The sequence below is a fragment of the Humiphilus diazotrophicus genome, from assembly GCF_059726315.1.
In genome coordinates, this window is record NZ_AP040870.1 from 3154938 (window position 1) to 3178588 (window position 23651).

General features: G+C 52.3%; 19 protein-coding genes and 1 tRNA gene. 13 read left to right on the top strand and 7 right to left on the bottom strand.

The window, feature by feature from the left end:
- Positions 1-76: 76 nt before the first annotated feature.
- Both glmS and purS read right to left on the bottom strand, forming a co-directional pair.
- Complete coding sequence (glmS, locus tag AC6I7T_RS13620; RefSeq protein ID WP_497794605.1) at positions 77-1960, bottom strand: glutamine--fructose-6-phosphate transaminase (isomerizing); 1884 nt, start codon at positions 1958-1960, stop codon at positions 77-79.
- A gap of 275 nt (positions 1961-2235) precedes the next feature.
- Positions 2236-2481, bottom strand: coding sequence for a phosphoribosylformylglycinamidine synthase subunit PurS (purS, locus tag AC6I7T_RS13625; RefSeq protein WP_497794027.1), 246 nt, complete (start codon positions 2479-2481; stop codon positions 2236-2238).
- A gap of 88 nt (positions 2482-2569) precedes the next feature.
- Between purS and AC6I7T_RS13630 the strand changes: the two genes are divergently transcribed.
- Positions 2570-3130 (top strand): inorganic diphosphatase, encoded by a 561-nt coding sequence (locus tag AC6I7T_RS13630; RefSeq protein WP_497794028.1) that lies wholly within the window; start codon positions 2570-2572, stop codon positions 3128-3130.
- Between the two features lie 9 nt (positions 3131-3139).
- On the opposite strand, the gene AC6I7T_RS13635 is transcribed toward AC6I7T_RS13630, so the two are convergent.
- Both AC6I7T_RS13635 and AC6I7T_RS13640 read right to left on the bottom strand, forming a co-directional pair.
- Positions 3140-4489 carry an APC family permease gene (locus tag AC6I7T_RS13635; protein ID WP_497794029.1) on the bottom strand — a complete coding sequence of 450 codons (1350 nt, stop codon included), beginning with the start codon at positions 4487-4489 and terminating at the stop codon, positions 3140-3142.
- A 156-nt stretch (positions 4490-4645) separates the two neighbouring features.
- Complete coding sequence (locus AC6I7T_RS13640) at positions 4646-5653, bottom strand: hypothetical protein (RefSeq protein ID WP_497794030.1); 1008 nt, start codon at positions 5651-5653, stop codon at positions 4646-4648.
- A gap of 199 nt (positions 5654-5852) precedes the next feature.
- Here AC6I7T_RS13640 and AC6I7T_RS13645 point away from each other — a divergent pair.
- From AC6I7T_RS13645 to AC6I7T_RS13685, 9 genes are all read left to right on the top strand, one after another.
- A tRNA-Ser gene (locus tag AC6I7T_RS13645) sits at positions 5853-5945 on the top strand.
- 265 nt (positions 5946-6210) lie between these two features.
- Entirely contained in the window at positions 6211-6909 is a 699-nt protein-coding gene (locus tag AC6I7T_RS13650) for a vWA domain-containing protein (protein WP_497794031.1), read from the top strand.
- A gap of 2 nt (positions 6910-6911) precedes the next feature.
- Positions 6912-7688: a PP2C family serine/threonine-protein phosphatase gene (locus tag AC6I7T_RS13655; RefSeq protein WP_497794032.1), complete on the top strand. Its 777-nt coding sequence runs from the start codon at positions 6912-6914 to the stop codon at positions 7686-7688.
- Complete coding sequence (locus AC6I7T_RS13660; RefSeq protein WP_497794034.1) at positions 7685-9922, top strand: protein kinase domain-containing protein; 2238 nt, start codon at positions 7685-7687, stop codon at positions 9920-9922. The genes AC6I7T_RS13655 and AC6I7T_RS13660 overlap by 4 nt, the downstream gene beginning before the upstream one ends.
- 368 nt (positions 9923-10290) lie before the next feature.
- A complete protein-coding gene (locus tag AC6I7T_RS13665) occupies positions 10291-10932 on the top strand; it encodes an IS630 family transposase (RefSeq protein ID WP_497788089.1) in 642 nt (213 codons plus the stop codon).
- 373 nt (positions 10933-11305) lie between these two features.
- A complete protein-coding gene (hemE, locus tag AC6I7T_RS13670; RefSeq protein WP_497794035.1) occupies positions 11306-12442 on the top strand; it encodes a uroporphyrinogen decarboxylase in 1137 nt (378 codons plus the stop codon).
- Complete coding sequence (gene hemH, locus AC6I7T_RS13675; protein WP_497794036.1) at positions 12435-13358, top strand: ferrochelatase; 924 nt, start codon at positions 12435-12437, stop codon at positions 13356-13358. Before hemE ends, hemH begins: the two co-directional genes overlap by 8 nt.
- A gap of 341 nt (positions 13359-13699) precedes the next feature.
- Positions 13700-15301 carry a GH39 family glycosyl hydrolase gene (locus AC6I7T_RS13680; RefSeq protein WP_497794037.1) on the top strand — a complete coding sequence of 534 codons (1602 nt, stop codon included), beginning with the start codon at positions 13700-13702 and terminating at the stop codon, positions 15299-15301.
- 58 nt (positions 15302-15359) lie between these two features.
- The gene (locus tag AC6I7T_RS13685) at positions 15360-15896 is read left to right on the top strand and encodes a flavin reductase family protein (protein WP_497794038.1); all 537 of its coding nucleotides are present in this window, start codon (positions 15360-15362) and stop codon (positions 15894-15896) included.
- Between the two features lie 57 nt (positions 15897-15953).
- On the opposite strand, the gene AC6I7T_RS13690 is transcribed toward AC6I7T_RS13685, so the two are convergent.
- On the bottom strand, positions 15954-16148 hold the full coding sequence (locus AC6I7T_RS13690) for a hypothetical protein (protein WP_497794039.1): 195 nt from the start codon (positions 16146-16148) through the stop codon (positions 15954-15956).
- 154 nt (positions 16149-16302) lie between these two features.
- Between AC6I7T_RS13690 and AC6I7T_RS13695 the strand changes: the two genes are divergently transcribed.
- From AC6I7T_RS13695 to AC6I7T_RS13705, 3 genes are all read left to right on the top strand, one after another.
- Positions 16303-18489 carry a choice-of-anchor Z repeating domain-containing protein gene (locus tag AC6I7T_RS13695; RefSeq protein ID WP_497794040.1) on the top strand — a complete coding sequence of 729 codons (2187 nt, stop codon included), beginning with the start codon at positions 16303-16305 and terminating at the stop codon, positions 18487-18489.
- Positions 18490-18631: 142 nt separating this feature from the next.
- Positions 18632-19390, top strand: a complete 759-nt coding sequence (locus tag AC6I7T_RS13700) for an MBL fold metallo-hydrolase (RefSeq protein ID WP_497794041.1) — start codon at positions 18632-18634, stop codon at positions 19388-19390.
- Between the two features lie 47 nt (positions 19391-19437).
- Complete coding sequence (locus tag AC6I7T_RS13705) at positions 19438-20235, top strand: hypothetical protein (protein WP_497794042.1); 798 nt, start codon at positions 19438-19440, stop codon at positions 20233-20235.
- Between the two features lie 94 nt (positions 20236-20329).
- Here AC6I7T_RS13705 and AC6I7T_RS13710 read toward each other — a convergent pair whose 3' ends face one another.
- Together AC6I7T_RS13710 and AC6I7T_RS13715 are read right to left on the bottom strand one after the other, a co-directional pair.
- Positions 20330-20971 carry a DUF2238 domain-containing protein gene (locus AC6I7T_RS13710; protein ID WP_497794043.1) on the bottom strand — a complete coding sequence of 214 codons (642 nt, stop codon included), beginning with the start codon at positions 20969-20971 and terminating at the stop codon, positions 20330-20332.
- 152 nt (positions 20972-21123) lie between these two features.
- On the bottom strand, positions 21124-23526 hold the full coding sequence (locus AC6I7T_RS13715) for an ABC transporter permease (protein ID WP_497794044.1): 2403 nt from the start codon (positions 23524-23526) through the stop codon (positions 21124-21126).
- Positions 23527-23651 lie beyond the last annotated feature (125 nt).

A 23651-nucleotide genomic window follows, 5' to 3' on the forward strand; every position in this document is an offset into this window, starting at 1 on the left:
ATATGAACCTACTTCAATGAAATTGAGCGTGCTCAGTATGGACACGTGCCCTTGCAATTTGCAAGACCCCATACCACTATTCGACAGTAACAGATTTTGCGAGGTTTCGAGGCTGATCGACATCGCACCCACGACGCACCGCAATATAGTACGCGAGCAGCTGCAGAGGCACAATTTCAATGACCGGCAGCAACATCTCCGGAGCCGCCGGGATGTACAACACATGCTCTACAAGGTCCTTAATCTGTTCGTCTCCTTCGACGGCCACGGCAATCACTCGTCCGGAACGTGCGGTGACCTCCTGGATATTGGAGAGTGTCTTCTCATACCGTAGGCAGGAATCGGGATCGTTTACGTCCTTGGTTGCCAGAACCACGACAGGAAGCGTCTCGTCGATCAGTGCATTTGGCCCATGCTTCATCTCTCCTGCCGGATAGCCCTCGGCATGGATATACGAGATCTCTTTCAGCTTCAGAGCACCTTCCAGAGCAATGGGATAGTGAATACCACGCCCCAGGAAGAGGAAATCTCTGGCTGAAGCAAAGCTCTTAGCCAGCTGCTCGCATTCCTGGCTGCGCAATCGCAGAGTCTCTTCAATCTTGCCGGGAACCCTGCTCAGGGCCTCAACCAATTCCAAGGAACGCTTGTTGTCGATCACGCCACGATGCTGTGCAAGATGCATGGCAAAGAGGAAGAGCGCCGTAAGCTGAGAGGTAAAGGCCTTGGTGGAGGCCACTCCGATCTCAGGACCGGCATGCGTGTAGATCGTTCCCTGGGATTCACGGGCAACCATAGCTCCGACGACATTGCAGATGGCAATCGTCTTTGAACCCAGGCTGATCATCTCGCGTTGAGCTGCCAGCGTGTCGGCCGTTTCACCAGACTGCGTAATCAGCATGCCGATGGCCTTAGGATCTGCGATCGGATCGCGATAACGGAATTCGCTGGCATAGTCCACGTCCACGGGAACACGGGCCAGATGCTCGATCATGTATTTTCCAACCAGCGCAGCGTGCCAACTGGTTCCACAGGCAGCGATATTGATGCTGGAAGCGTGAGTGAACTCCTCGGCCGTGATCTGCATTTCGTCCAGGAAGACCTTCCCACTATCTAAGGACATGCGTCCTAATGTGGTATCGCGGATGGCGCGGGGCTGCTCCCAAACCTCTTTCAGCATGAAGTGCTTGTAGCCGCCCTTCTCTGCCTGAATCGGGTCCCACTGAATGCGATTCACCTGTCTTTGGACCGGCTTGCCCTGAAAATCCATCAACCGGACACCATCCGGCTTTAATACCGCCAGGTCTCCATCTGCCAGGAAGTAGAGATTGCGAGTGTGGTGCAGGATGCCTGGTACATCGGAGGCAACGAAAAACTCATTCTCGCCTAAACCAATAACGACTGGTGGGCCACTGCGAGCAGCAATAATCGTGTCGGGCTCGTCGGCAGAGATTACGCCAAGCGCAAAGGCTCCGGTAAGGCGGCTGACGGCATGACGCACCGCCTCTTCCAACGAAAGCTGCTGTCCATTGCCGGATTTTGTCTTGAACTCCTCTTCGATGAGGTGAGCAATGATCTCCGTATCCGTCTCGGTCACGAAGACATGTCCCTTTGCCGAGAGTTCGCGCTTCAGATCGAGATAGTTTTCAACGATGCCGTTGTGTACAACGACCAGGCGGCCAGTGCAATCCCGATGAGGGTGGGCATTTTCTTCCGTTGGACGGCCGTGAGTAGCCCAACGAGTGTGTCCGATTCCATAACTGCCGTGGAGCGGATGCTGATGGATGACTTCTTCGAGGTTACGAAGCTTACCGGGAGCGCGACGAAGATCGAGAGTGGAATTGCCATCTCCTCCGACGGCAATTCCTGCCGAATCATACCCGCGATACTCCAGGCGACGCAGTCCTTCGATAATGACTGAAACAACTTCCTTGTTACCGACGTATCCAACAATGCCACACATGTGAGCCATTGTAAGGGCAATACTCACAAACGATCAGGATTCTGTAATGAGGAATTCTGTTCACAAATGGCCGAGATTAAACGATATACGTACGATCAAAAAAGCGTCCGAATGGGGCTCAAAAGATCAACACGTGTTCATGACGAGACTAGCTCGCACACAGCCGCGAACAACCAATCGTGTTGGCTCCAGAGAAAATTTGCGAAAGGGAATTCGAAGAGAGGCGCTTAACGAAACCTGTAGAAATTGGCGTAGCGCCCTTCTTCAGGAAGCAACTAATCTTCCAACCGATATTCAAATTCTTCAATAACGGGGTTGGTCAGCACTTCACGGGCAATCCGTTCTACCTCGGTTTTTGCCTTGGCCGGATCGACGGAGTCTTCCAGAGTAAGGACAAAGTATTTGCCCTGGCGGACGTCTTCGATACCCGAGAACTGCATTTTCTTTAAAGCATTGTGGATTGTCTGACCTTGAGGGTCGAGGACAGTCCGTTTGAGCGTAACATAAATGTGGGCCTTCACGTGGCCGATTATAACCTCTAGTAGCCCCAAATCCCCAGCTCCAGGTCACACCTGAAGCTTCACGCTACATTCACTAGGATAGGTAGAAATGGTCAATTACCTTGAATTGCCGGTCGGAGAGAAGACGCCGGAGGTCATTAACGCTGTTATTGAAATCCCTTTCGAAGGGATCAGTAAGTACGAATACGATAAGAAGTTGCACGTTTTTAAGCTGGATCGGAACCTGTATTCTCCGGTTCATTATCCGGGCGACTATGGATTTATCCCATCGACCTTGAGCGACGATGGAGACCCGCTGGATGTACTCGTGCTCGTCGACACGCCAAGTTTTCCTGGCTGCCTTCAGGAAGTTCGTCCCGTTGGCCTGCTGGAAATGCTCGACCAGGGTGTTCTGGACGAGAAGGTACTGGCGGTTGGTAAAAACAATCCTCGTTACCGGGATGTTTGGAATTATTCGGATATCTATCCCCACCTGCTGCGTGAAATCACGCATTTCTTCTCTATCTACAAGGATCTGGAAGGCAAGAGGGTCGAGATCAAAGGTTGGCACGATGCAGCCTATGCTCGCGACAAAGTAACTGTTTGCGCCAAGAAATTTGAAGAGAGTAAAGAACAAAAAAACAGGATGCTCGAAGCTGAAGTGAAGTAGTTTCCTCCCTCAATCAGCATCCGTTACATTCGCCGTGGGCGCGAAAATACCGCGCCCCCAAAGGCTTACCAGATATCCGATCGGGCCAACACCGGCAACAAGCAGGGCGAAAACCGGAGCAGGCAGATGAGCCAGCTGTTCGTTCCTCGCAGCGTACAAGGCATAGCCAATCAGCATCGCTGGCCCGATTCCTAAGGAACAGGCCAGAGCAAGACCTCCAGCCTGGAAGGGCCTGGCAAGCGCAGGTTCGCGCAGACGCAGAACAATCAGAGCGACAAATTCCAGTAGAAGACTTCCCCCATACAAAATCAGGTCAATGGAAATCAGCCGCTCAAAGCTGAAATTCAGAGCTCCAGCCCAAGCCACGCCACAGGCCAGAACTGAAACCCAGGGAACGCCATTGCGATTTCTCCAGGTAAAGCAGCGGGGCAGCATTCCATCTTCCGCCATCGCCAAAGGTAAACGCGTGTAAGAGAGCATCAGGGCATTGAACATTCCAAAACCATTGATCGCCCCACCTAAAACCACTCCCCAGGCTAACAGCGGACCACCTAGCGTTCTGGCCGCATCCGTCCAGGACCCCGTTGAGAAGCTGGAAACAGAGATGCCACCCACAGCTACCGCCGCTAGGGGCAGCAGGTAGCTGACCGCCACCAGGCAAGCACTCGCAATCATGGCCCGCAGATAATTCCGCTGTGGGTTATCTACCTCTCCGGCAACAGTTGTGGCATTGTCCCATCCCATGTAATTCCAAAGAGCCACCAGAACCGCCGTTGAAAGAGCTGCTTCTCCAGGCGGTTGATGCCACATCACCGCAGGATGCGTCGTCCAGCCTCGCCAAAAGCCCAGGAAGATCAATAGGACAAAAGGAGAGAGCAGCACGCAGAACAAGCCGATAGAACCTTCTCCAACCGCCGGAGCACCTCGCAGATTCCACAGGCAACAGAAAACCACTACCAGAAGAGACCACAAGTAGGCTTTTGGACCCAGCGTCAATGCAGGAGAAAGCTTTCCCAAATAGCTGACAAATATCGCCGGATAAATGGCCATATCGAAGATGCTGGCCGCCAGGGAGAGCCACGCTTCCTGATAACCCCAGAAGGGACCCATCGCTCTGCGCACCCACACGTAAAAGCCGCCCTCGGCAGGCAGAGCACTGGAGAGTTCCCCAATCATCAACGCAACGGGAAGGCTCCACAAAAACGGAAGAACCAGGAGAATGACAATCGCGCGCGCATAACCCGCACCGCCTAGAATGTCCTCGATGCCATACGGACCACCGGAAACCATGAAGTAGGTTGCGGCGATCAATGGCAATAGACGTAGCTTGCGAGGCCTCCCCAGGCACAGCGATTTCATATTTGCGAATGTAACGAAAAATTAACCCGCAGAGAGAAAAAGATTGCGGCCTCGATTTATTCCGTTGTCAGACGGAAAAAACCGAGACCGCAAAGCGAATAACACAATCAGCAGGCATTGTTATCTGCCCCATGGATTCTCCTCTCCAGGAGAACTTTAGGCGGGTCGCCGGAGATTCCTCACCCGCCCCGGAAAGCCCTCCAGATTCTCGGCAGAAGTGGGCTGGCCGCGATCTCTTGTCCGGCACGCCCGCTGGACATCGCCGAAGACCGCGATCCGGTCATCATCGTACTGCTCGCCCATATCCAAATTTTCGGGCTGGCCAACTTCATACCGGACCCGGCCTTTGTTTCCTTCCAGAATCAGTTCAGCCTCCCCGGCACGCGAAGCCGCACGCACGGTGACCAATGCGCCACCTGGAGGAAGCACGCTGGAAAAGTACCTGGCGGCCTCTGTTTCCAGCCCCAATTCGGTTAAAAGATCGCGGAAAGAACCGACTTCATAGCTGTAGGCATGATCGCTCCAACCCGATGCAGAAGTGCCACCGGACGGCACCGTCGTCTGTAGGGGCAAGTGTCCCGCTCCGGTTCCGTAGTCGATGGCGTCCTCGGGTATGCCCTCGGCCCTGCTCATCTTCACATCCTTGGAAACGAAGATATCTTTCACCCTCTGCCACCACGCCCGATGCTCCTCAGGCTGGGGACCTGATCGCGGTATTTCGGTGCCGATAGGTGTGGCGAGTCTGTCGTTGGCGGTATTGGACGATTCGGATGTCTCGGGTGAACTGCGGTGCCGGCGAGGAATATCCGATCCGGGGATCGGACCAGGCCGCCCAGGCCCTGTTGTAGTAGTCCCTCCGCCAGTTGAGAGTCCTGCGGGGGTAACTGCATTGGTTCCTGAGGCAGAGCCTGCCGCCCCGGATCCGACACCGGTTACGCCCGGTCCTTCATAGGCGCCTTGATGGTCGCGAACAAGATCTTGCGTTTCATCTTCACTGACTCTACTGGGGAACCAGCTCTCTTCTTCCAGACTGCGAAAGGCAGCTCCAATTTCCGATGGAGCAAAACCTGCTTCCCGCAGCTCTTCAAGAGCACGATAAGCATCTGCCCTATGGGTAAATAATCCAACAACAATCTGATTCGATTTTTTCATCTCAAGCGTCATATGCTCTCCAATCCTGTTGGAGTCTTGTCTGAATTGCCTTTCTAACTACGGCAAGGAGCGAAGTAGGTGAAACATGCATTCTTCCGCGCACAGAGCAATGCGATGCAGGCATTTCGCGATAGATTTCCGGCTCAAATGAGAATCTGGTAGAGAAGTCCCTCGCCAAAGCAAAGATTCCTATATAATCCGAGCAGAAGCCGGAGAGATGGCCGAGTGGCTGAAGGCGGCGGTTTGCTAAACCGTTATAGGGTCAAAAGCTCTATCGGGGGTTCGAATCCCCCTCTCTCCGCCAGAATCTTCTATCAACCCTCCTAAAAACCCCACTCTTCCTCTTACGCTTGATTAAGTTTTTGGATTGCTTCAATTTCTGTGCAACATATCCGATCCAAACGCCAAATTTCCTACAAAGAACAATCGGTCAGTGGAAAGTCCGGCCGTGCTATCGTGTTTTCCAAAGCTTCTCCATTTGCTGAGTTAGGTCCTATTTGGCTGAGGCAAAATACCTCGCTCAAGCTGGGGTTAGCGCAAAGAAACCTGAAGTGGAGGTCAATAGTTCTATGGCTGACGACCGTTATGTAAGGTTGGAACAATCCATTCAACTCGCACATCCGCAGTTGATGCATTGTGCATGCCTGCTGGTACTCGACTGCTCCGGATCCATGGAGGGAGAGAAGATCCAGGCACTCAATGAGGGATTGAAGCTCTTCAAAAGAGAACTGGACAGCGATCCAGATGCCCGTAAAAAGGTCGATGTCGCCGTAGTTGCCTTCGGTGAGAACGTAGCAACCCTGGATTTTGAGACCGCAGAAAACTTTATTCCACCTATCTTGATGGCCGACGGAGCTACCCCCATGGGCACCGCCCTCAACAAAGCCATGGATATGGTCGAGGAACGCAAGGCAGCCTACCGGAAGAACGGAACCGACTATCTTCGTCCTTGGATCTTCTTGATCACGGATGGTGAACCGACAGACATGAGCCGAGGAGATTCGTTGTGGACCCAGGTCTGCGACCGAGTTCATGCAGGAGAAAAAGATGGAAAGTTCTCCTTCTTTGCCGTAGCAGTAGAGCCTGCAAATCTCAGCGTCCTGGCACAGATCGCCCCACCGACACGCCCTCCGCTTCAGCTCAAGGGATACTCCTTCCAGAAGATGTTCCTCTGGCTTTCACGCAGCCAGCAGAGAGTCTCTACCTCCAGAAGCGGCCAGCAATTGACTCTAGAAGCCCCTACATCGTGGGCTAACGTAGTGGTCTGATTATGGTGCTACGCAATCGCAATTTCCTCGCCGCCTCTGTGGCCGGTCCGTCACATTTGCGCAAAGGGATACCTTGCCAGGACGCCTTCGAGATCGGCTATGCAGGGGAAGACGGGGAGGTCCTTGTCGCTGCTGTTGCCGACGGATTAGGCAGTGCAAGCCTCAGCGACACAGGTGCGAAAATCGCGACCAGCATCGCCGTGCGCTGTCTTCTGGAAGCATTCGATACTCCTCCACCCGAAGAAGACGGAACTGCCGATGCACTTTTACGCCGTGCCTTCCGCCTGACACGGAAGGGATTAGCGGAAGAAGCTACGACTCTCGGCTGCACTATCCAGGACCTGGCAACAACGCTGATGCTTGGTTATTGGCACAGCAACGAATTCCGGGGTATTCACATCGGCGACGGGGCCATTGTTCTCGCTATGGAAGAAGGCTTCCACTTGTACTCTGTCGAAGAGAATCAGGAGTACGCCAACGAAGTCTATCCGCTTACTGCGAACGATTGGGAAGAGCATCTTAGAACTCCCGGAGCGGTTACCGGGGTCAAAGGCTTTGCCATGTTTACCGACGGATGCCAACGTGCCGCCCTCTCAAAGAAAGAAAACCAGTACACGCCCTTTCCAGGTTTTCTAGGCCCTCTTTTTGAGTACACGCGCGAGCTTGAATCCTCGGAGGCGCAGAGCGAAACACTCGCACGACTGCTGCAATCCGCCAAACTGACCAGCAACAGCGATGATGACAAAACTCTGGTTCTGGCAGCCGAGGCTGCGAAGTGACCACTGTCTACACATGGAAGGGGGAGGCTCTTGAACTTGGTGAACAGCTTGGCTCTCCCGGAGGAGAAGGAACGACCTTCCGGCTCATACGAGATTCATCGCTCTGCGCAAAGATCTATCACGCACAGACGAATCCAGAAAAGAGAAACGAACTCCGCCGCAAACTGGAGGTAATGATCTCTGCTCCTCCTGCCGACCCCACGCTGAAGCAGTACAAGGTCCACTCCTTTGCCTGGCCGCAACAACTTCTCTTTTCCGATCAAATGCGGCAGAGCTTCTGCGGATTTGTCATGCCTGTTCTGGACCTAAAGCGGTGCGTTCCAGCCTCTGCCTATATCGACTTCACTGGACGAAGAGCCAGTTGGACAGGCAGCTGGGAACATCTGCTGGCAGCAGCAAGGAACTTTGCCTCCGTCATCGAAGCGCTGCATAGGAAGCAGCACGTCATCGGAGACATCAATGACAAAAACATCTTTATCGGCAATCGCGGATTCGTCTCTCTCATCGACTGCGATTCTTTTCAGATAAGAAAACCGTCGACGGGAGAGATCTTTCGCTGCAACGTAGGCGTGGATGAATATCAGCCGCCTGAATATACCTCTACGGGAGCGACAATCGAAACAGACCTGTTTGCCATGGCAATCTTGATTTTCCGGTTGCTAATGCAAGGGACGCATCCGTATGCAGCCCGAGGGTCTGCCGTAGAACATGCCAGCAGCTCACGCGACAAGATACTGATTGGCAAATTCCCCTATCAAACGGCAGAGAAAAATATCGAGCCGCCCCCGCACGCACTACCGTTCGAGGTGCTACCTCACTTCCTGCGCCAGCTCTTTCTACGCTGCTTTCGTGAAGGCAACAGAGATCCTCATGCTCGACCCTCCGCCACCGAGTGGAAAGAAGTCCTCGATGAGGAACGAAGAAATCTACGCAGGTGCAAGAAACAAAACCTGCATGTCTACACGAAAGAGCTGAAACAGTGCCCATGGTGCCGACAGATCGGGCAAGGAAAGGACGATCCCTTTCCTGAAGCACAAATTCCTGTCGCAAATGAGAGTCGATGGTGGCAGCCGTTGCGCCATGCTGCTCCTCAAAGTGGCGGCACGAATACGCCACCACAGCTCAAAGTCGATCGTGTGCAGACGCGCTTCCACAACGTGCCTCCAGGTCAACTACTGCAGGGCAATATTCAAATCAGTAATGTAGGAGGCGGGGTACTTGAAGGCAAACTGACAACCTCTGCACCCTGGATTGCTCTGAGCACAAAAGCTCTTGATCCTTCCCGACATCGCCAGGAGATCGGTTTTCGCGTTAGCACCGTGAATTGGGTCTGCGGAATGCAGGATCAAGCCACCATAACTATCACTACGAATGGCGGCACAGAACAGATACCGATACAGGTTTCCATTGAAAATCCGGCGCCAGTGCGAAAGCGTCTACAAACACATGTAATTTTGCCTTCGACGCTATTCTTCACGCTCTGCAGTATCCTTGTTGCTGCAGCGCTTACTCCTCGAACAGGATTTCTTTTCTCTCTCGGCATCTGCCTATTAGCACTACTCCTCTCCGGAGTACGCGGTCTGATCCGCAAACATGCATTACAGTCAGTGATATGTCTCTTACTGGCACTGTACCTAGCTACATTCCTCTATAGCGAACTCCAGCACCAGTCGATTGAAAATCCGGCTGCGCTCAGTGCCATCTTCTCTGCAGTTGGCATGTTTTTTGCATTGTATTCGGCGCTTATGCTGCTTGAGAAAAAGCTGCTCACCTTTATGGCCCGTCGCTATCGGTGGCAAACTGCGCTGATAATTTTCGTCACTGCTTTAACTCTGGCTGGGGCAGCCCTCCTCCCGGTACAAACTCAGACCGCGCAACAGCTTCCAGCTCCAAAGCCAACTTTGGATGGATCGCCACATCTCTCCTTGTGCCAAAGAATCTCGGCCAATTGCAACTGCAAGCTGAAGAGCACCTTCCGCCGTGGAGATTCTGTCTACCTCCTCTTAACGGGCTCCGGCGGAATGAAGACCACCGGGTATATCGATATTCCCAGCGAAGGACGACATGCAATTGTCTTTGGCGCTCCGCATAAGCAAGGGACAGAGAGCTGCACTACAGCCAGTTATCGTCTCAGCCCGGAAATGAAATCGGGAATCTACTCCGGACAACTGCAAATAACCGACAGGCAGGGAGAAAAAAGCACAGCGGCATTCAGCTTTTCTGTAACCCGCTAGAGCATTTTTCGAATTAGTGTAGACTGAGCATGGCGAAACTCAGCGACAAGCAAAGCAATGGCGAAAGCCTACGAAGATGATCTGCGACGTAAGTTCCTAGCAGCCTATGATGATGGGAATGGGACGCTGGAGGAATTGGCAGAGCTATTTGGAGTAAGTGTAGGTTGGGCGAAGAAGGTTTCCAGCCAGCGGAAGCATAGTGGTCAAGCCGAGCGAGTTGTTCATCGTCCCGGGAGAAAACCACACGTCGGAGCCAGAGAGCAAAAGCAGGTAATAGCGTGGGTGGAAGCGGAGCCGGATTTAACGTTGGCTGAAGTGCAAGCAAAGTTGCACAATGAAGCAAGCGTGGAACTGAGCTTGGGGCGGATTTGGTTTCTACTTCGGAAACTGGGTTTACGGCTGAAAAAAAGTCGCTCTATGCCAGTGAACGCGATACCGAAGCGAACCGCCAGCGACGCCAAGAATTTGTCGCCAAGATCCAGGCGACAAGTCTGGAACGGCTGATCTTCCTTGACGAGAGTGGTGTGACAACTTCGATGACGAGGCGTTATGCCCGTTGCCTCGGAGGCACTCGTATACACGAATCTACTCCTGGAGGACAATGGAAAATCATGACCATCCTGGGAGCAATGAGTTTTCGTGGCATGGTAGCAACGATGACCATCGAAGCCGCTACCGATGCGGAGATATTCCTAGCCTATGTCGAACACATACTCTGTCCGGCACTGACAGCTGGCGATGTGGTGGTAATGGACAACTTGAGTTCCCATAAGGTCAACGGCGTACGGAGGCTGATCGAGGCCGCTGGAGCAGAATTGCTATACCTGCCGCCTTACTCGCCCGATCTGAATCCGATCGAAAAGGCTTGGGCTAAGCTCAAACAACTGCTTCGGGCTGCCAAAGCTAGAACCAGAGAATCCCTTGAGCAAGCTATAGCCGACGCTCTCAAGCTTATTTCCCCTGATAATGCTCAGGCTTGGTTCCGTCTCTGTATAAATGGTCTACACTAATTCGAAAAATGCTCTAGAGTATTTCCTGAAAGATGTAGACCAAAGCAATAGAAGTTGGCGCGGCTTTGCGCAAAAAAAAGCCGCTCTGCACCCTACTTGGAAAGCTCACAGTACTTCGGGAAATGCTTTAACCGAACTGCCGTCTGCAGTTCGGTGCACAAAACCTTGGGCATTGAGATCCGGAATCCCCAACCGCATCTTTTATCTGCGATTCGTTTCTTGATTGCTACTTCGTCGCACATCGAAACATCCAATAGCTGTTCTCAGAATTGACTTTAATTTTCAGAATTGACTGATTTTGCATCACAGACGATGCAAGACACGGGAGAGAATAGTAATCTCGTCTTCGGTACAGGAGAGAGAGCGCGAGGCAATGCGGCCTCGCCAATTGCACTTTATGCACGAGAAATCATCGGAATTTGGCTTGAACGTGAATCCCCATCCATCCGCAGCTCCCGATCAGGATCTATTGAGCGGAACGCGCTTTGTACGCGCCTGCTTACGCCGCCCCGTCGATCGCCCCCCTGTATGGTTTCTCCGGCAGGCCGGACGCTACATGCAGGAATATCGAGATGTCCGAAAGCACCACTCGCTGATCGACATATGCAAACGTCCGGAACTGGCAGCCGAAGTCACCATTACGGCGGCTGAAAAACTGGACGTCGATGCCGCCATCATCTTTGCCGATCTGCTATTGCCCTTCCAGCCGATGGGTGTGGATTTTGAGTTTCAGGCTGGCGAAGGACCGGTAGTTCATCACCCTGTGCGCACAGCCGAAGATGTCGAAAGGCTCCGCACCGATCGAGCCGGAGAATTGAGCTATGTCTCCGAAGCCATCGCCAAAGTCGCCGCACATTTCCGCGAACGCATCGGCATCATCGGCTTCTGCGGTGCACCTTATACATTGGCCAGTTACATGATTGAAGGCGGCAGCTCGCGTAATTACATCCACACCAAGAGCATGATGTATCGCGATCCGGAGACTTGGAAGCGGTTGCTGGAGAAGCTGGTCAAGGTCCTGGTCGAATACTGCTCTCAGCAGGTCGAAGCCGGCGCGGATGTTATCCAGATCTTCGATAGCTGGGTGGGATCGCTTAGCGTTCAGGACTATCGCGACTTCGTCCTGCCTACTACCAAGACGCTGATACGCGCCGTGCAAGAGCTTGGGGTCCCGGTCATCTACTTCGGAGTCGATACGGCCAGCCTTTTACCGGCAATGAGGGAAACCGGAGCAGATGTGCTCGGCCTCGATTGGCGTGTACCACTAGACGAAGCCTGGAGAGGTCTCGATTACGCCTGTGCCGTACAGGGAAATCTCGACCCCATCACTCTCTTTGCCGACCAGGAATTGCTGGCCACAAGAGTAAAGCAGATCCTGGCAGAGGCAGGAAATCGCCCCGGACATATCTTCAACCTCGGACACGGAATCGTGCCTGGAACCCCGGTGGAAAACGTCCAGGCTGTGGTGCGCTTCGTGCGACAGTTTTCTACGGGAACCCAACATGGCTAAGACTGCAATTCTCTTACTGGCTCATGGAACTCCGGAAAGTCTCGACGACATTCCGGAGTATCTTCGCAACATCACCGGAGGACGCCCTTTACCCGAATCCGCGGTTGCGGAAATTCGCCACCGTTATTCTTTAATTCCACCCAGCCCGCTAACAGCTATCACAATGGAACAGGGTCGGCTTCTGGCCGAACGGATCGGAATGCCGGTTTACGTCGGAATGCGTAACTGGAAACCTTACATTGCCGACGTCGTCAATCAAATGCGTGCAGACGGAGTTACCTCGATGGTTGCTATCTGTCTGGCTCCGCAAAACTCCCGCACCAGTGTTGGCCTGTACAAACGCGCGCTGGAATCGGCTGCGGAGGGTATGAAGATCCATTTTGTAGAGCAATGGGCAAATCATCCGTTACTCTCCGATGCCTTTGCAGCCCGTCTAAAGCCTCTTTGGGAGAAGCTTTCGCTGGAGACAGGCAAATCCGTACCGGTGCTTTTCACCGCTCATAGCGTTCCTTGCCGCACTATCCAAACGCAGGCGGGAAGCGATTCGGAGCCCGATCCTTATCCGCAGGAGGCAAAGTGCACGGCCACTCTGGTCGCCGAACGAATCCCTGAATTGAAGCAGTGGTTCTTTGCCTTCCAAAGCCAGGGAATGTCCGGAGGTCCATGGATTGGGCCGACAGTAGAAGAGACGCTGAATGCCATCGCCCAGGAAGGCCACACGGCTGTGGTCCTGCAGACGATCGGCTTTCTATGCGATCACGTCGAGATCCTCTACGACATCGATATCCTCTTCCGTGAACATGCTTCCAAACTTGGCATAAGACTTGAACGCCCAGAATCGCTAAATACTTCGCCTCTACTTACGGAGGCATTAGCCGACTTAGCACAAAAGGGACTCACAGCTCTGGAAACTTAGTCGGGTCATGAAGTTCTTCGATTTGGCGTCGGGCACAAACAGCTTGGGATATGACTTTGGTTGTGCGAAGCAGATGGCTGAAGTCATGTCTGCATATTTATTGCTCTAACAACAATCTCACTTGTTCTGCCAGTTCCGCTCTACCGCAAGCTTCTTCCCGGAAGAGGGCCTTGATCCTAGCCACAAGAAAGCTTCCCTCCTCGAACCTTGGCAAGTTCACGCCTATCCGGGTAATCGCCGAAGACCATCCTTCTCAATTTTCTCCAAAGATTGCCCACACACTCTATACTGGGTGCTTCAAAAGAAAACCCATGCTCGCCCTCGCAAACGGAGAATGCAGGATGCTTAATTTGGCTATAAAAGTAAATCGGTTTACTTTAATACTTTCATTACTTTTTTCGGCGGCAATCTGGCCGTCGCTCTCCCTTGCACAAGTTTCCACCCGCGAGATCGTCGCGGATGTATCCAAAGTGGAAGGACCACACAGCCAAGTACCGCTCATGGTTGTCGGAGCCGGACGTGCAAATGAAGGATTGCGTGCCGACTGGCAGGAGCAATTGGCGGATGTACAGCAGAACATCGGCTTCCGCTATATCCGTATGCACGGCCTTCTGCATGACGATATGGGGGTATACAGCGAAGATGCCAATGGACATCCGATGTATAACTTCCAATACATCGATGCCCTCTATGACGCACTCCTGCGCATGAAGATCCGTCCATTTGTCGAAATAGGATTCATGCCTGCAAGACTGGCGAGCGGGAGTGAAACCATCTTCTGGTGGAAAGGAAATACCACTCCGCCCAAGGATGCCGATAAGTGGGCGGGCTTAATTCGAGCCCTCATGGCACACTGGCGCGAACGCTATGGAGCAGAAGAAATCCGCAACTGGTATTACGAAGTCTGGAACGAGCCTGACCTCACCGGTTTCTTCCATGGAACACTCGATCAGTACTTAAGCCTCTACAAGACAACGGCCCTGGCCCTTAAGAAGGAATGCCCCGAGTGCCGCGTCGGGGGCCCTGGCTCCGCAATGCCCTTCCGCTACGAGCAGGAATTCGTAAAGTACTGCGCAGAGAACCACCTCCCTGTCGACTTCGTTTCCTCACATGCCTATGGAGTAAAGCAAGGCTATCTCGATGAAAACGGCAACGCGGGAACCATTCTCGATCCTTCACCGGACGCGGTGAGCGGACGTATGCAGAAGTCCCGCGAACTGCTTCAGCACTCCGCGCTTCCTAAGCTCGAACTGCACTTCACGGAATGGAGCTCCTCCTATACGCCAGCCGACTACTTGCACGATCAATACCACGAAGCAAGCTTTATGCTGGATAAGATCAAACGGGCCACACCGTACGTCGATTCCATGTCGTATTGGACCTTCACCGATATCTTCGAAGAAGCCGGACCGCGTTTTACGCCCTTTCATGGCGGGTTTGGACTTATCAACTACCAGGGAATCCGCAAGCCATCATTCTATGCCTACGAGTATCTGGGCCGCCTCGGAGAGAAGGACATCGCCAGCTCCGATCCGCAGTCATGGATAACCAAGAGCAATAACGGCCAGGTACAGCTTCTTCTGTGGGATTACTCGCCCCAGGTACCGCCGGAGGGACAGAACAACCAGACATATTACAAGCAGAACCAGCCGGCAAAAGACAAAGGGAAAATACACATTGGATTGAATCATCTGCCCAATGGACGCTATGCCCGGCAGGTATTTCATATTGGATATGCGGTAAACGACGCTTATACCGATTACCTGGCTATGGGAGCTCCGTCGCAGTTAACACCCGCGCAAGTACGCTTCCTGAAAGAGAAGGACAATGGCGCACCGTCGTTGCAAGACATTGTCGAGATCAAAAATGGCGAGTTCACCGATGACATGCAGATCAAAGCCAACGATGTTTATCTGATCTTGTTAACGAAGCTCTCCGATTGAATTCGCACAACAGGAGACCGATAATAACTCTTCCCCACATCCTTTTTACGGAGATGTTATGGGAATGAAAGAGCTGCCATTATCCAAGGTCTACCAGTTACTGGAACCCGGGCCCGTTGTGCTGCTGACAACAGCGCACAAGGGCCGGGCCAACATCATGACCATGTCCTGGCACATGATGGTTGAATTCACTCCACCGCTGGTTGCTTGTATTGTCAGTAATGCAGGTTATAGCTTTTCCGCATTGCGAGCGACCAAAGAATGCGTAATCGCGGTCCCGACGGTAAAGCTGGCTGCCAAAGTTGTAAAGGTTGGTAATTGCTCAGGAGAAGACGTTGAGAAATTCACCACTTTTAAACTGACGCCGATGGCAGCGCATTGCGTCTCAGCACCTTTAGTTCAAGAATGCTTCGCAAATCTCGAATGCCGCGTGATCGATACACGCCTGGTAAACTCTTACAACCTTTTCGTACTGGAAGTCGTCAAAGCCTGGATCGATCCGGCGCAGAAGAACCCAAAAACAATCCATCATCACGGATATGGCAAATTTACAGTCGATGGCCGCATGATAAGCCTTAAATCAAAAATGCCGTAGCCCACCACACCAGTATTCTGTATTACTTAGAGCATTTCTTGCACGCGCGCACATATGTCAGACGCCTTGGCGCTTCAATTTACATCCATGCAGGAAATACTCCGGCTCCTCTTCTGATGCACACATCACCGCTTCACTCTCTGGAATATTCAAAATAAGTACTGTTAGAAGTTTTTCTTCTTGCGGCCCCACACAAAAGACAAAAACAGGAGATAATTCAGCCCAGAGAGTAAGTCCCTCTGGAAGAATCAAGCATTCCCCGCTTCATCCTTGCAAGGAGGTCTTCTGTGATCCTTAACTCCGGATATATCTCAAGACACATGGCTATCTGAAATTACAGGCGATTCTTGTCATGATGCCTGAACAGTTAGAGACGCATATAGTGCTCACCCCCTTGGAGTCAACTATGCTAACCCGGCGTTCTGTACTGCAGAATTGCTTCATCAAAAATTTGGCTTTTCGCATCCTTCCACTTTTACTCGTTCTTGCGATTTTTCCGCCTTTCAGCTCTGCCAGGATAAACATCCAAATCGCCGCGCCAACGCACAGAGTCGCCATCGGTAACACTCTTCAGTTTGAGGCCAGGATTGAGGGGCATAGCTCCGGTACAGTTATCTGGAGTGTTCCTTCCGGCTCCGGAACCATCTCTTCCAGTGGTCTCTATACCGCTCCGGCCGCGCTTCCTGCCACCAGACATATAAAGATCGTCGCAAGTCTGCAGACGGACAGCAGCATAGCAACATCCACCATCATCGAAGTTATTTCACTGCCTGCAATCGCAAATACCCAACCTTCGCAACTGCCGATGGGCATGAATAATCCCATCATGGTCGTCGGCAAGGGATTCGTTCCAGGAACTGTAATTGTCATGAACGGGACCGAGGTCAAGACGACGTTCTTATCTCCAACTCGCTTATTTGTGCAATTGAGTGCAGAACCTGGCGTTGCATCGCCGATTACTCTGATAGCGAAAAACCCGCTATCCGGCGGTTCCAGTACAGTCTATTCTCTGCCCCTGTACGCGCCTACAGAAAACATAGCAACAATCGGCAGAACACCCATGCTGGCTATTTCTTCGGATTTTCTTGGTTTTTCACAGGAATGGGGAGATTCGGAAGGCATACTTGGCTGGCAGGCGCAGGGAACAAACTATATCTTTCGCAAGTTGCTCAGTAACTTGATGGATAGCCCTAGTTCTCCCTTTCTGATTCGTGTTGGCGGAGGGTCCACCGATGGCTCGTCCACACCCTTCACCGTTCAGGCATTCAACGAACTGCATGCCGCCATACCGGGTGTTCATTTCACGATGGGCGTAATCCTGGGCGGCTCGCTTTCGGCAACACCAACCGCGGCGGTGGCACAAGCTAAGTCTTATTACACAAATACGACACCAGGGGTACTCTCTGCCTTTGAGATAGGGAATGAAACCGATAACTACCAATACCAATCACTTCCTGGAGGAGGGCAGAACAAAGGCTACACCTTCGATATCTACAACGCTCAATACTCCCTATGGACAGCGAACATCCTACAGAATGTCTCCTCCAGAGTGAAGTTCAACGGACCATCCTGGGCCTTGTTGCGAACGTTGATTAACAACTCCTTCTGGAGTGGCTTCACTCCCGAGCCTCCTGGCTATCTGGAGATCTTTGTCGCCAGGCAGAGAACGAATACCTCTATCATCACTCATCACTTTTACTCGGGATCGACATTGACCTATTCCCCTACAGATCTCTTGGGAACAGGAGCACTGCAATATATCCAAGGAAACACGACAACTCCCGTCTACTGGGTTCCCGGGATTTATCGTTACGCCGCACGCCTCGCTCATCAGAATGGTATGAATTTCCGCATCAATGAAATGAACTCGGTCTGGGCAGGCGGTGCTCCAGGAACCAGCGACTCTTTTGCCTCCTCACTCTGGGCCGTAGATGCGATGTTCGAATTTGCCGATGTGGGAGTTGACGGAGTGAATTGGCATGGAGCCAGCGGTACACCCAGAGTTGTCACTCCCGGCGCAACCTGCTCTTCCGGCGCAAAGGCGCCCTGCATCACCAGGCCGTATTACGCCCCATTTACCTTCGCCTATGCTCGCACAGGCCCTAACGGGAATTATGTCTACACACTCAATAGCGTCAATCCGCTCTATTACGGCTTGTATTTCTTCCATCTTGCAGTCCCGAATGGATCGCGGCTTTTGCCCATCAACCTGCGTTCTCCAAATCACATCAAGATCTGGGCGACAAAAGATCCAAGTGGAGTGATACGGGTTGCCGTCGTAAACAAAGATACGCAATTCTCCGGCACAGTCTCGATCCAGATACCGGGAGCTCGGAGGGCAAAGGCACTTCTACTTGCCGATAGTCACGGATACACAGGAACGGTCTACTTCCCTTCCGATACAGCAACCATTGGAACTACCGGGATCACCATCGCCGGACAAACATTCGATGGCAGTACAGACGGAACTATTCAGGGAACGCAAACTGTCGGCGACATCCAAGCAAGACGCGGCGTTTTCAACTTGAGCATTCAGCCAGGAACAGCAGTGCTTATGGTTGTCGAACCGAGACCTCAAGATTCCGACGACTAAGGCATTCATAAACCTACGAGCAAAGATATCGTCAGCTTTCGTTGGAGGGAGCTACTCCGCACCATCGCTGACGAGTATACAGACATGCAGAAAATGCCCGACAGCTCTAGACCGGCTACAACAACTGCGCCATAGTAGAGCTATGCAGATCACGGAGCATTGCTATGCGGTTATGGGACTTGGATACGTACAGCCCTGGTGCGTCAATGCAGGATTTGTTGTAGGCAGAGAAACAACGCTAGTGGTCGATACGGGTGGAAACGCATTCGCGGCTCAGACGATTCATGGGTATGCCACCACAGCGAGACAGAGCAATAAGTTAATAGTCATTAACACTGAGAAGCATTTCGACCATATCGGAGGTAACGGCTACTTCCGCGAATTGGGCATCGACATATGGGGACATATGGAACTGTCGCGAACAGCCGATGAGTTTCAGGCGGAGATTGCCGAATTCAACGATGCAATCCCGAATCCGATACGACGAAGTCGCAACGAAGCACAAGTCTTCTTCTATCAAAGTAAACCGGAAAGCCCGAATCGTCGGATCCATAACGATACAAGCCTCGATCTTGGCGAGCTGCGCGTTGAGATACTTCTGACTCCTGGGCATACTCCAACAAACCTCTCCGTCTGGGTTCCGGAGGATGAAGTTCTATATACAGGTGACTGTCTGATTCGCGGCTACCTCCCCAATCTTGACGCAGGAGGCGTGGAAGATTGGCATCTGTGGCTTCAATCGCTGAAGCGAATTGAAAGGCTCAAGCCTAGAATCATCGTCACCGGACACGGCCCGGTCTCACGAGGCGAAGAGGTCTCTACGGCTATCGATTCCGTCTACAAAATTCTGACCGAATCGATCGAGCGAGGAGTATCGCCGACCAAATACCACCAGGAATAAGGATCACAAACACGCAATCCTCAACTCTCCGGATATATCATTCCGGTATGCCCGCCTCTCGATCATTTTCTCGCTTCGTCGTCCTGGCAGGAGCGGTAGTATTGCTCCCCTTCTTCCTATTAGCTCAAAGCTTGGCAGCGGGACTGGAACAACATCAGTACGAGGGAAATCTCGGCGAAACTCGCATCGGAATGACAATCCTCAGAGATGGAAATCGAATCGAAGGTGGACATTATTTCTACCAAAAATTTCTCCAGGATATTGCGCTCACGGGGAGCTTCGAAAATGGTGAAGTAGTGCTGAAAGAACAGGGAGGCTCCTTTCGTCTCCACTTCGTGGGTAATGGAAGCGAGAAGAATCAGCCGCTAGACTTCAACAACAGCATTGGGATGAACGGAACCTGGACCAGCAGCGATGGAAAACGCAACTATCCTGTCGCGCTACAAGGCACCACAATTCGCGCGGTTACCCAAGCCTCTCGTTATGCAGACGTAACCACAGAATCCGATGCTGCATTTGAAATGAGAGTGCAGTCACTCTTCCGCGCCGTCCTAAACGGCAACAAAACCGAGGCAGCTAAATTCATCAGCTATCCGCTTAGCGCTAACTTGCCAAATGGAAAGAGACTGAAGCTCAAGACTCCGGCAGAGGTGATCGCCGCCTGGGATCAGCTCTTTACTCCGGCCATGATGCTCGCATGGAAAAAGGATCTCCCGCATGACATGTTTGTTCATAACGGCATGGCCATGTTAGGAAACGGAGAGGCCTGGTTCGACGCTAAGGGACTCTCTGCACTTAACGTACTGCCGCCGGCAAAAGACAAACAGGCATCCCAGGCCAAATGAGATCACGCAACTTTACCTCTTTGCAGTCACCTAAATATTGCAGTACCAATGTCCGAGAACATCTCGTTTATGAAGTCGCGGCATCCCATCGGCTCTAGTCTCTGCGATCTAAAGCTACGATCTCCCGATCATGTACCCGTGACAACGACAACTGAGCCATAGCTGCACCGATCAGGGCGCAGAACATATCACTCTGCGTATCGAAGGGGTCACCTTGGGTGGCCAGAAAAGCATCTGCGCTGCTTCCTTCCATCAAGGCGACTGCCCATTCCAGCAATTCGTAGCAGGCACTGATCGCCATGCAAATACACATGACCAGAAACACCCGCCACCAATCCCCCACAACAATGCGCTTACGAATCAGCACTTCACGCGCGATGATCGCCGGAACAAATCCTTGGGCCAGATGTCCTACCTTGTCGTAGTCATTCCTCTGAAGGTGAAAATACTCCCGCATCCAGTCAAAGAGCGGAACATGCTCATAGGTGTAGTGAGCCCCCACCAGCAGGATGCATATGTGCAAAGCAATAAGCACATACGCCAAGCGGGTCAGAGGAAACCGCTTATAGCTTGCAATCAACAGAGGTACGGCGATGAATGCAGGAAAGGATTCCAACCACCAGGTCATCCGGTCCGCAGCACCTATCCAGGACCATATCAGAACGATGCCAACGGCAAGCGAAAGTCCAAGAGGCCAAGACCGGTCCCGCGCAGGATAATGATCAGCTTGCTTCATAAGTAGTCTTCCTCTTTTACACCAACTGGCACAAAAAGGAATACCACTATCTTCAGAACCCGGGGTGGTCTCTTGTAACCGCAGCAGCGGACTTTCAAGAACGAACCGCAATCCATTCACGCATCGTCCAAAGATGACCTATATTATTTTCTCTATTCCCAGTGAAGCGCTTCCAGTGGATCAGTTTTGGCTGCACGCTGTGCAGGAATCACGCATGCCAGAATGGCGACACCAAGCATGACGAGGCTCACCGTAACATACATTGCGGGATTCAGCGGTCCAACGCCGTAGAGCTTGCTAGCAATGAGCCGGGTAGCAGCGACAGCACCAGCCAATCCGAATCCAATGCCTGCCAAGATCGTTTTCAGACCATTCTTCAATACAGCAGAGAATATGTTCGCAGGGCGGGCCCCCAAGGCAAGACGGATACCAAACTCGTCTCGCTGTTGAAGCACCGAATAAGAAATAAGTCCATACACTCCTGTGATTGACAGCAGTAAGGCCAAAGCTCCAAAACAACTCATCAGGACAGCCATCGTTCTCTGCGAGCCGACAGATTCGGTTAGGACCTGATCCATACTGACAAACTTACTCATAGGCTGGTTAGGATCAAGGCTGAGAACTTGCTTCCGGATGTCATTGGCCAAAGCCGATGACATCGCATCCGTTCGGATGATCAACTGCATCTCCGGGCGTTGATACTGCGTGTGGGGGAAATAAATCAGCGGTACTACAGGTTCTATCTCGCCCAAGAGGTTGAACTCCCGGATGTCCTCGACGACTCCGACAATTTCCCAGTTCTGTTTATATGCCTCAAGGTGTTTTCCTAGAGGATTTTGGTTAGGCCAGTATTTGCGCGCAAACGATTGGTTGACGATTATCACGCCGGGAGTGTCGGCCCGATCTGCGTTCGTGAATTCTCGTCCAGCCCGGAACGGTGTTGCCATGAGGCGAAAGTAGTCAGGACTAATCACCTGAATAAACTCGATTAACCGCTGACCGGAAGGCGCAACACGACCGGGGATATCGAAATAGGTCCCTGAATGAGGGCCTCGCATGGGGAGAGAAGAGGCCACGGCTACAGTCTCTATCCCTGGCAAAGTTTGAACCCGCTTCGTTAAGTTCTCAAAGAAAAGGGTTCGATTGGTTGTGTTGCCAGATAGCTGAATACGAGTTGCATAGACATGCCGGGGATGGAAGCCCGGATCGATTGCCAGAAGGTGCGTGAAAGTTTTAGTCATTAACCCCGCACCTATCGTCAGGATAAAGGCCAGGGCAATTTCAGTAATTACAATCGTCCGCTGTATCCGTCGTGTGTGTTGACTGCAAGTGAGGCGCGATCCAGCTTCCAGCAAACCTTGATGAAGGTTTCGTCCATCACGTGAAATTGCCAGACAGACACCGAAGACAAGCGCGGTAAGAATTGCAGAGGCCAGCGTAAACAGAAGTACGCGAGTGTTTATTCCGATCTGCCCTCCGATGGGAGTGGATGCAGGAATAAGGCTTAGCAGAAAATGGAAGGAACCGTTTGCCAGAAGCAGACCTAAGCCGGCTCCCATCAATGTTAAGAGAAGACTCTCGGTAATGAACTGGCGAACCATTCGACTTTGTGTGGCACCCAATGCCAAACGCACACAAATTTCAGATCTGCGCTGGAGACTCCATACCAGCAGCAATCCGGCTACATTCATACAGGCGACCAGCAGGACACATATCACAACCGCCAACACAATCAGTAGCGAGGGCTTTATCTCTCCGAATAATACGGAGCTCAGGCTTCGAGAGGTCCAGCTGACACCTTCATATTCGCGGTAGTCCCGGGACATCGATGCTGCAATTTGCGCGAGATCCTGTTGCGCCTGGGAAAGGGTAATGTTCGGCTTCAGTCGTGCAATAACTTCATATCCGCCCGAGTCCCGTCTTGCACGTGCAGCTTGCTGTTCGTCCAAAAGCGTGAATGCATCTACCTGAGGGAAACGAGGCGGAGCATGGAAGCGGAAGTCTTTCGGAAGCACTCCAACAACCGTGGCCGGATGCAGATCCAGATGAATTGTTTTGCCGACAATTGCAGGATCGCCATTGAAGCGGTTTTGCCAAAGGTTATAGTCGAGCAGCACTACGGTATTGCGCTGAGTGTCTTCCGGAGTGAAAAGCCGCCCTTGCAGAGGTGAGATACCAAGCACCTTCCAAAAATCCGAAGAGACGGCAAAGCTATTGATTTGCTCCGGATCTCCTGCTCCGGTGAGATTGGCGGTGCCTCGCTGAAAGGCAGCCATGGCTTCGAAGCTACGGCTGCGTTGCTTCAGGTCTAGATAGGTGGGAACACTCAGGTTCAAAAGACCGTCGGTCCGGCTACGCATAGTTTCGTAAACCTGCACCAGACGATCCGGCTGCCGATAAGGCAGAGGCGTAAGCAGAATGGCATTGATTACGCTGAACACAGCTGTGTTTGCTCCGATTCCCAGAGCCAACGTAACGATCACAGCCAATGCAAAACCCGGGTTTCTGCGCAACTGACGCAAACTATGGCGAAAATCCTGAACGACAGATACCATCGCAGTCTCCTGGAGACACCTTCCGCATATTAGTGCACGTCTTGTACCACCTTCTTGTTTCCGGCAACCAGCATATTTGTTCCTTAATATTTTGCAGGCGCAAGCCTTTCCAAGGAATATGTGTC

What these genes read in the sequence shown, in the direction of transcription:
- glmS (WP_497794605.1), bottom strand. Translation starts at nt 1,960, where the DNA reads ATGTGTGGCATTGTTGGATACGTCGGTAACAAGGAAGTTGTTTCAGTC.
- AC6I7T_RS13630 (WP_497794028.1), top strand. Translation starts at nt 2,570, where the DNA reads ATGGTCAATTACCTTGAATTGCCGGTCGGAGAGAAGACGCCGGAGGTC.
- AC6I7T_RS13635 (WP_497794029.1), bottom strand. Translation starts at nt 4,489, where the DNA reads ATGAAATCGCTGTGCCTGGGGAGGCCTCGCAAGCTACGTCTATTGCCA.
- AC6I7T_RS13640 (WP_497794030.1), bottom strand. Translation starts at nt 5,653, where the DNA reads ATGACGCTTGAGATGAAAAAATCGAATCAGATTGTTGTTGGATTATTT.
- AC6I7T_RS13650 (WP_497794031.1), top strand. Translation starts at nt 6,211, where the DNA reads ATGGCTGACGACCGTTATGTAAGGTTGGAACAATCCATTCAACTCGCA.
- AC6I7T_RS13655 (WP_497794032.1), top strand. Translation starts at nt 6,912, where the DNA reads ATGGTGCTACGCAATCGCAATTTCCTCGCCGCCTCTGTGGCCGGTCCG.
- hemE (WP_497794035.1), top strand. Translation starts at nt 11,306, where the DNA reads ATGCGGCCTCGCCAATTGCACTTTATGCACGAGAAATCATCGGAATTT.
- hemH (WP_497794036.1), top strand. Translation starts at nt 12,435, where the DNA reads ATGGCTAAGACTGCAATTCTCTTACTGGCTCATGGAACTCCGGAAAGT.
- AC6I7T_RS13680 (WP_497794037.1), top strand. Translation starts at nt 13,700, where the DNA reads ATGCTTAATTTGGCTATAAAAGTAAATCGGTTTACTTTAATACTTTCA.
- AC6I7T_RS13685 (WP_497794038.1), top strand. Translation starts at nt 15,360, where the DNA reads ATGGGAATGAAAGAGCTGCCATTATCCAAGGTCTACCAGTTACTGGAA.
- AC6I7T_RS13695 (WP_497794040.1), top strand. Translation starts at nt 16,303, where the DNA reads ATGCTAACCCGGCGTTCTGTACTGCAGAATTGCTTCATCAAAAATTTG.
- AC6I7T_RS13700 (WP_497794041.1), top strand. Translation starts at nt 18,632, where the DNA reads ATGCAGATCACGGAGCATTGCTATGCGGTTATGGGACTTGGATACGTA.
- AC6I7T_RS13705 (WP_497794042.1), top strand. Translation starts at nt 19,438, where the DNA reads ATGCCCGCCTCTCGATCATTTTCTCGCTTCGTCGTCCTGGCAGGAGCG.
- AC6I7T_RS13710 (WP_497794043.1), bottom strand. Translation starts at nt 20,971, where the DNA reads ATGAAGCAAGCTGATCATTATCCTGCGCGGGACCGGTCTTGGCCTCTT.
- AC6I7T_RS13715 (WP_497794044.1), bottom strand. Translation starts at nt 23,526, where the DNA reads ATGGTATCTGTCGTTCAGGATTTTCGCCATAGTTTGCGTCAGTTGCGC.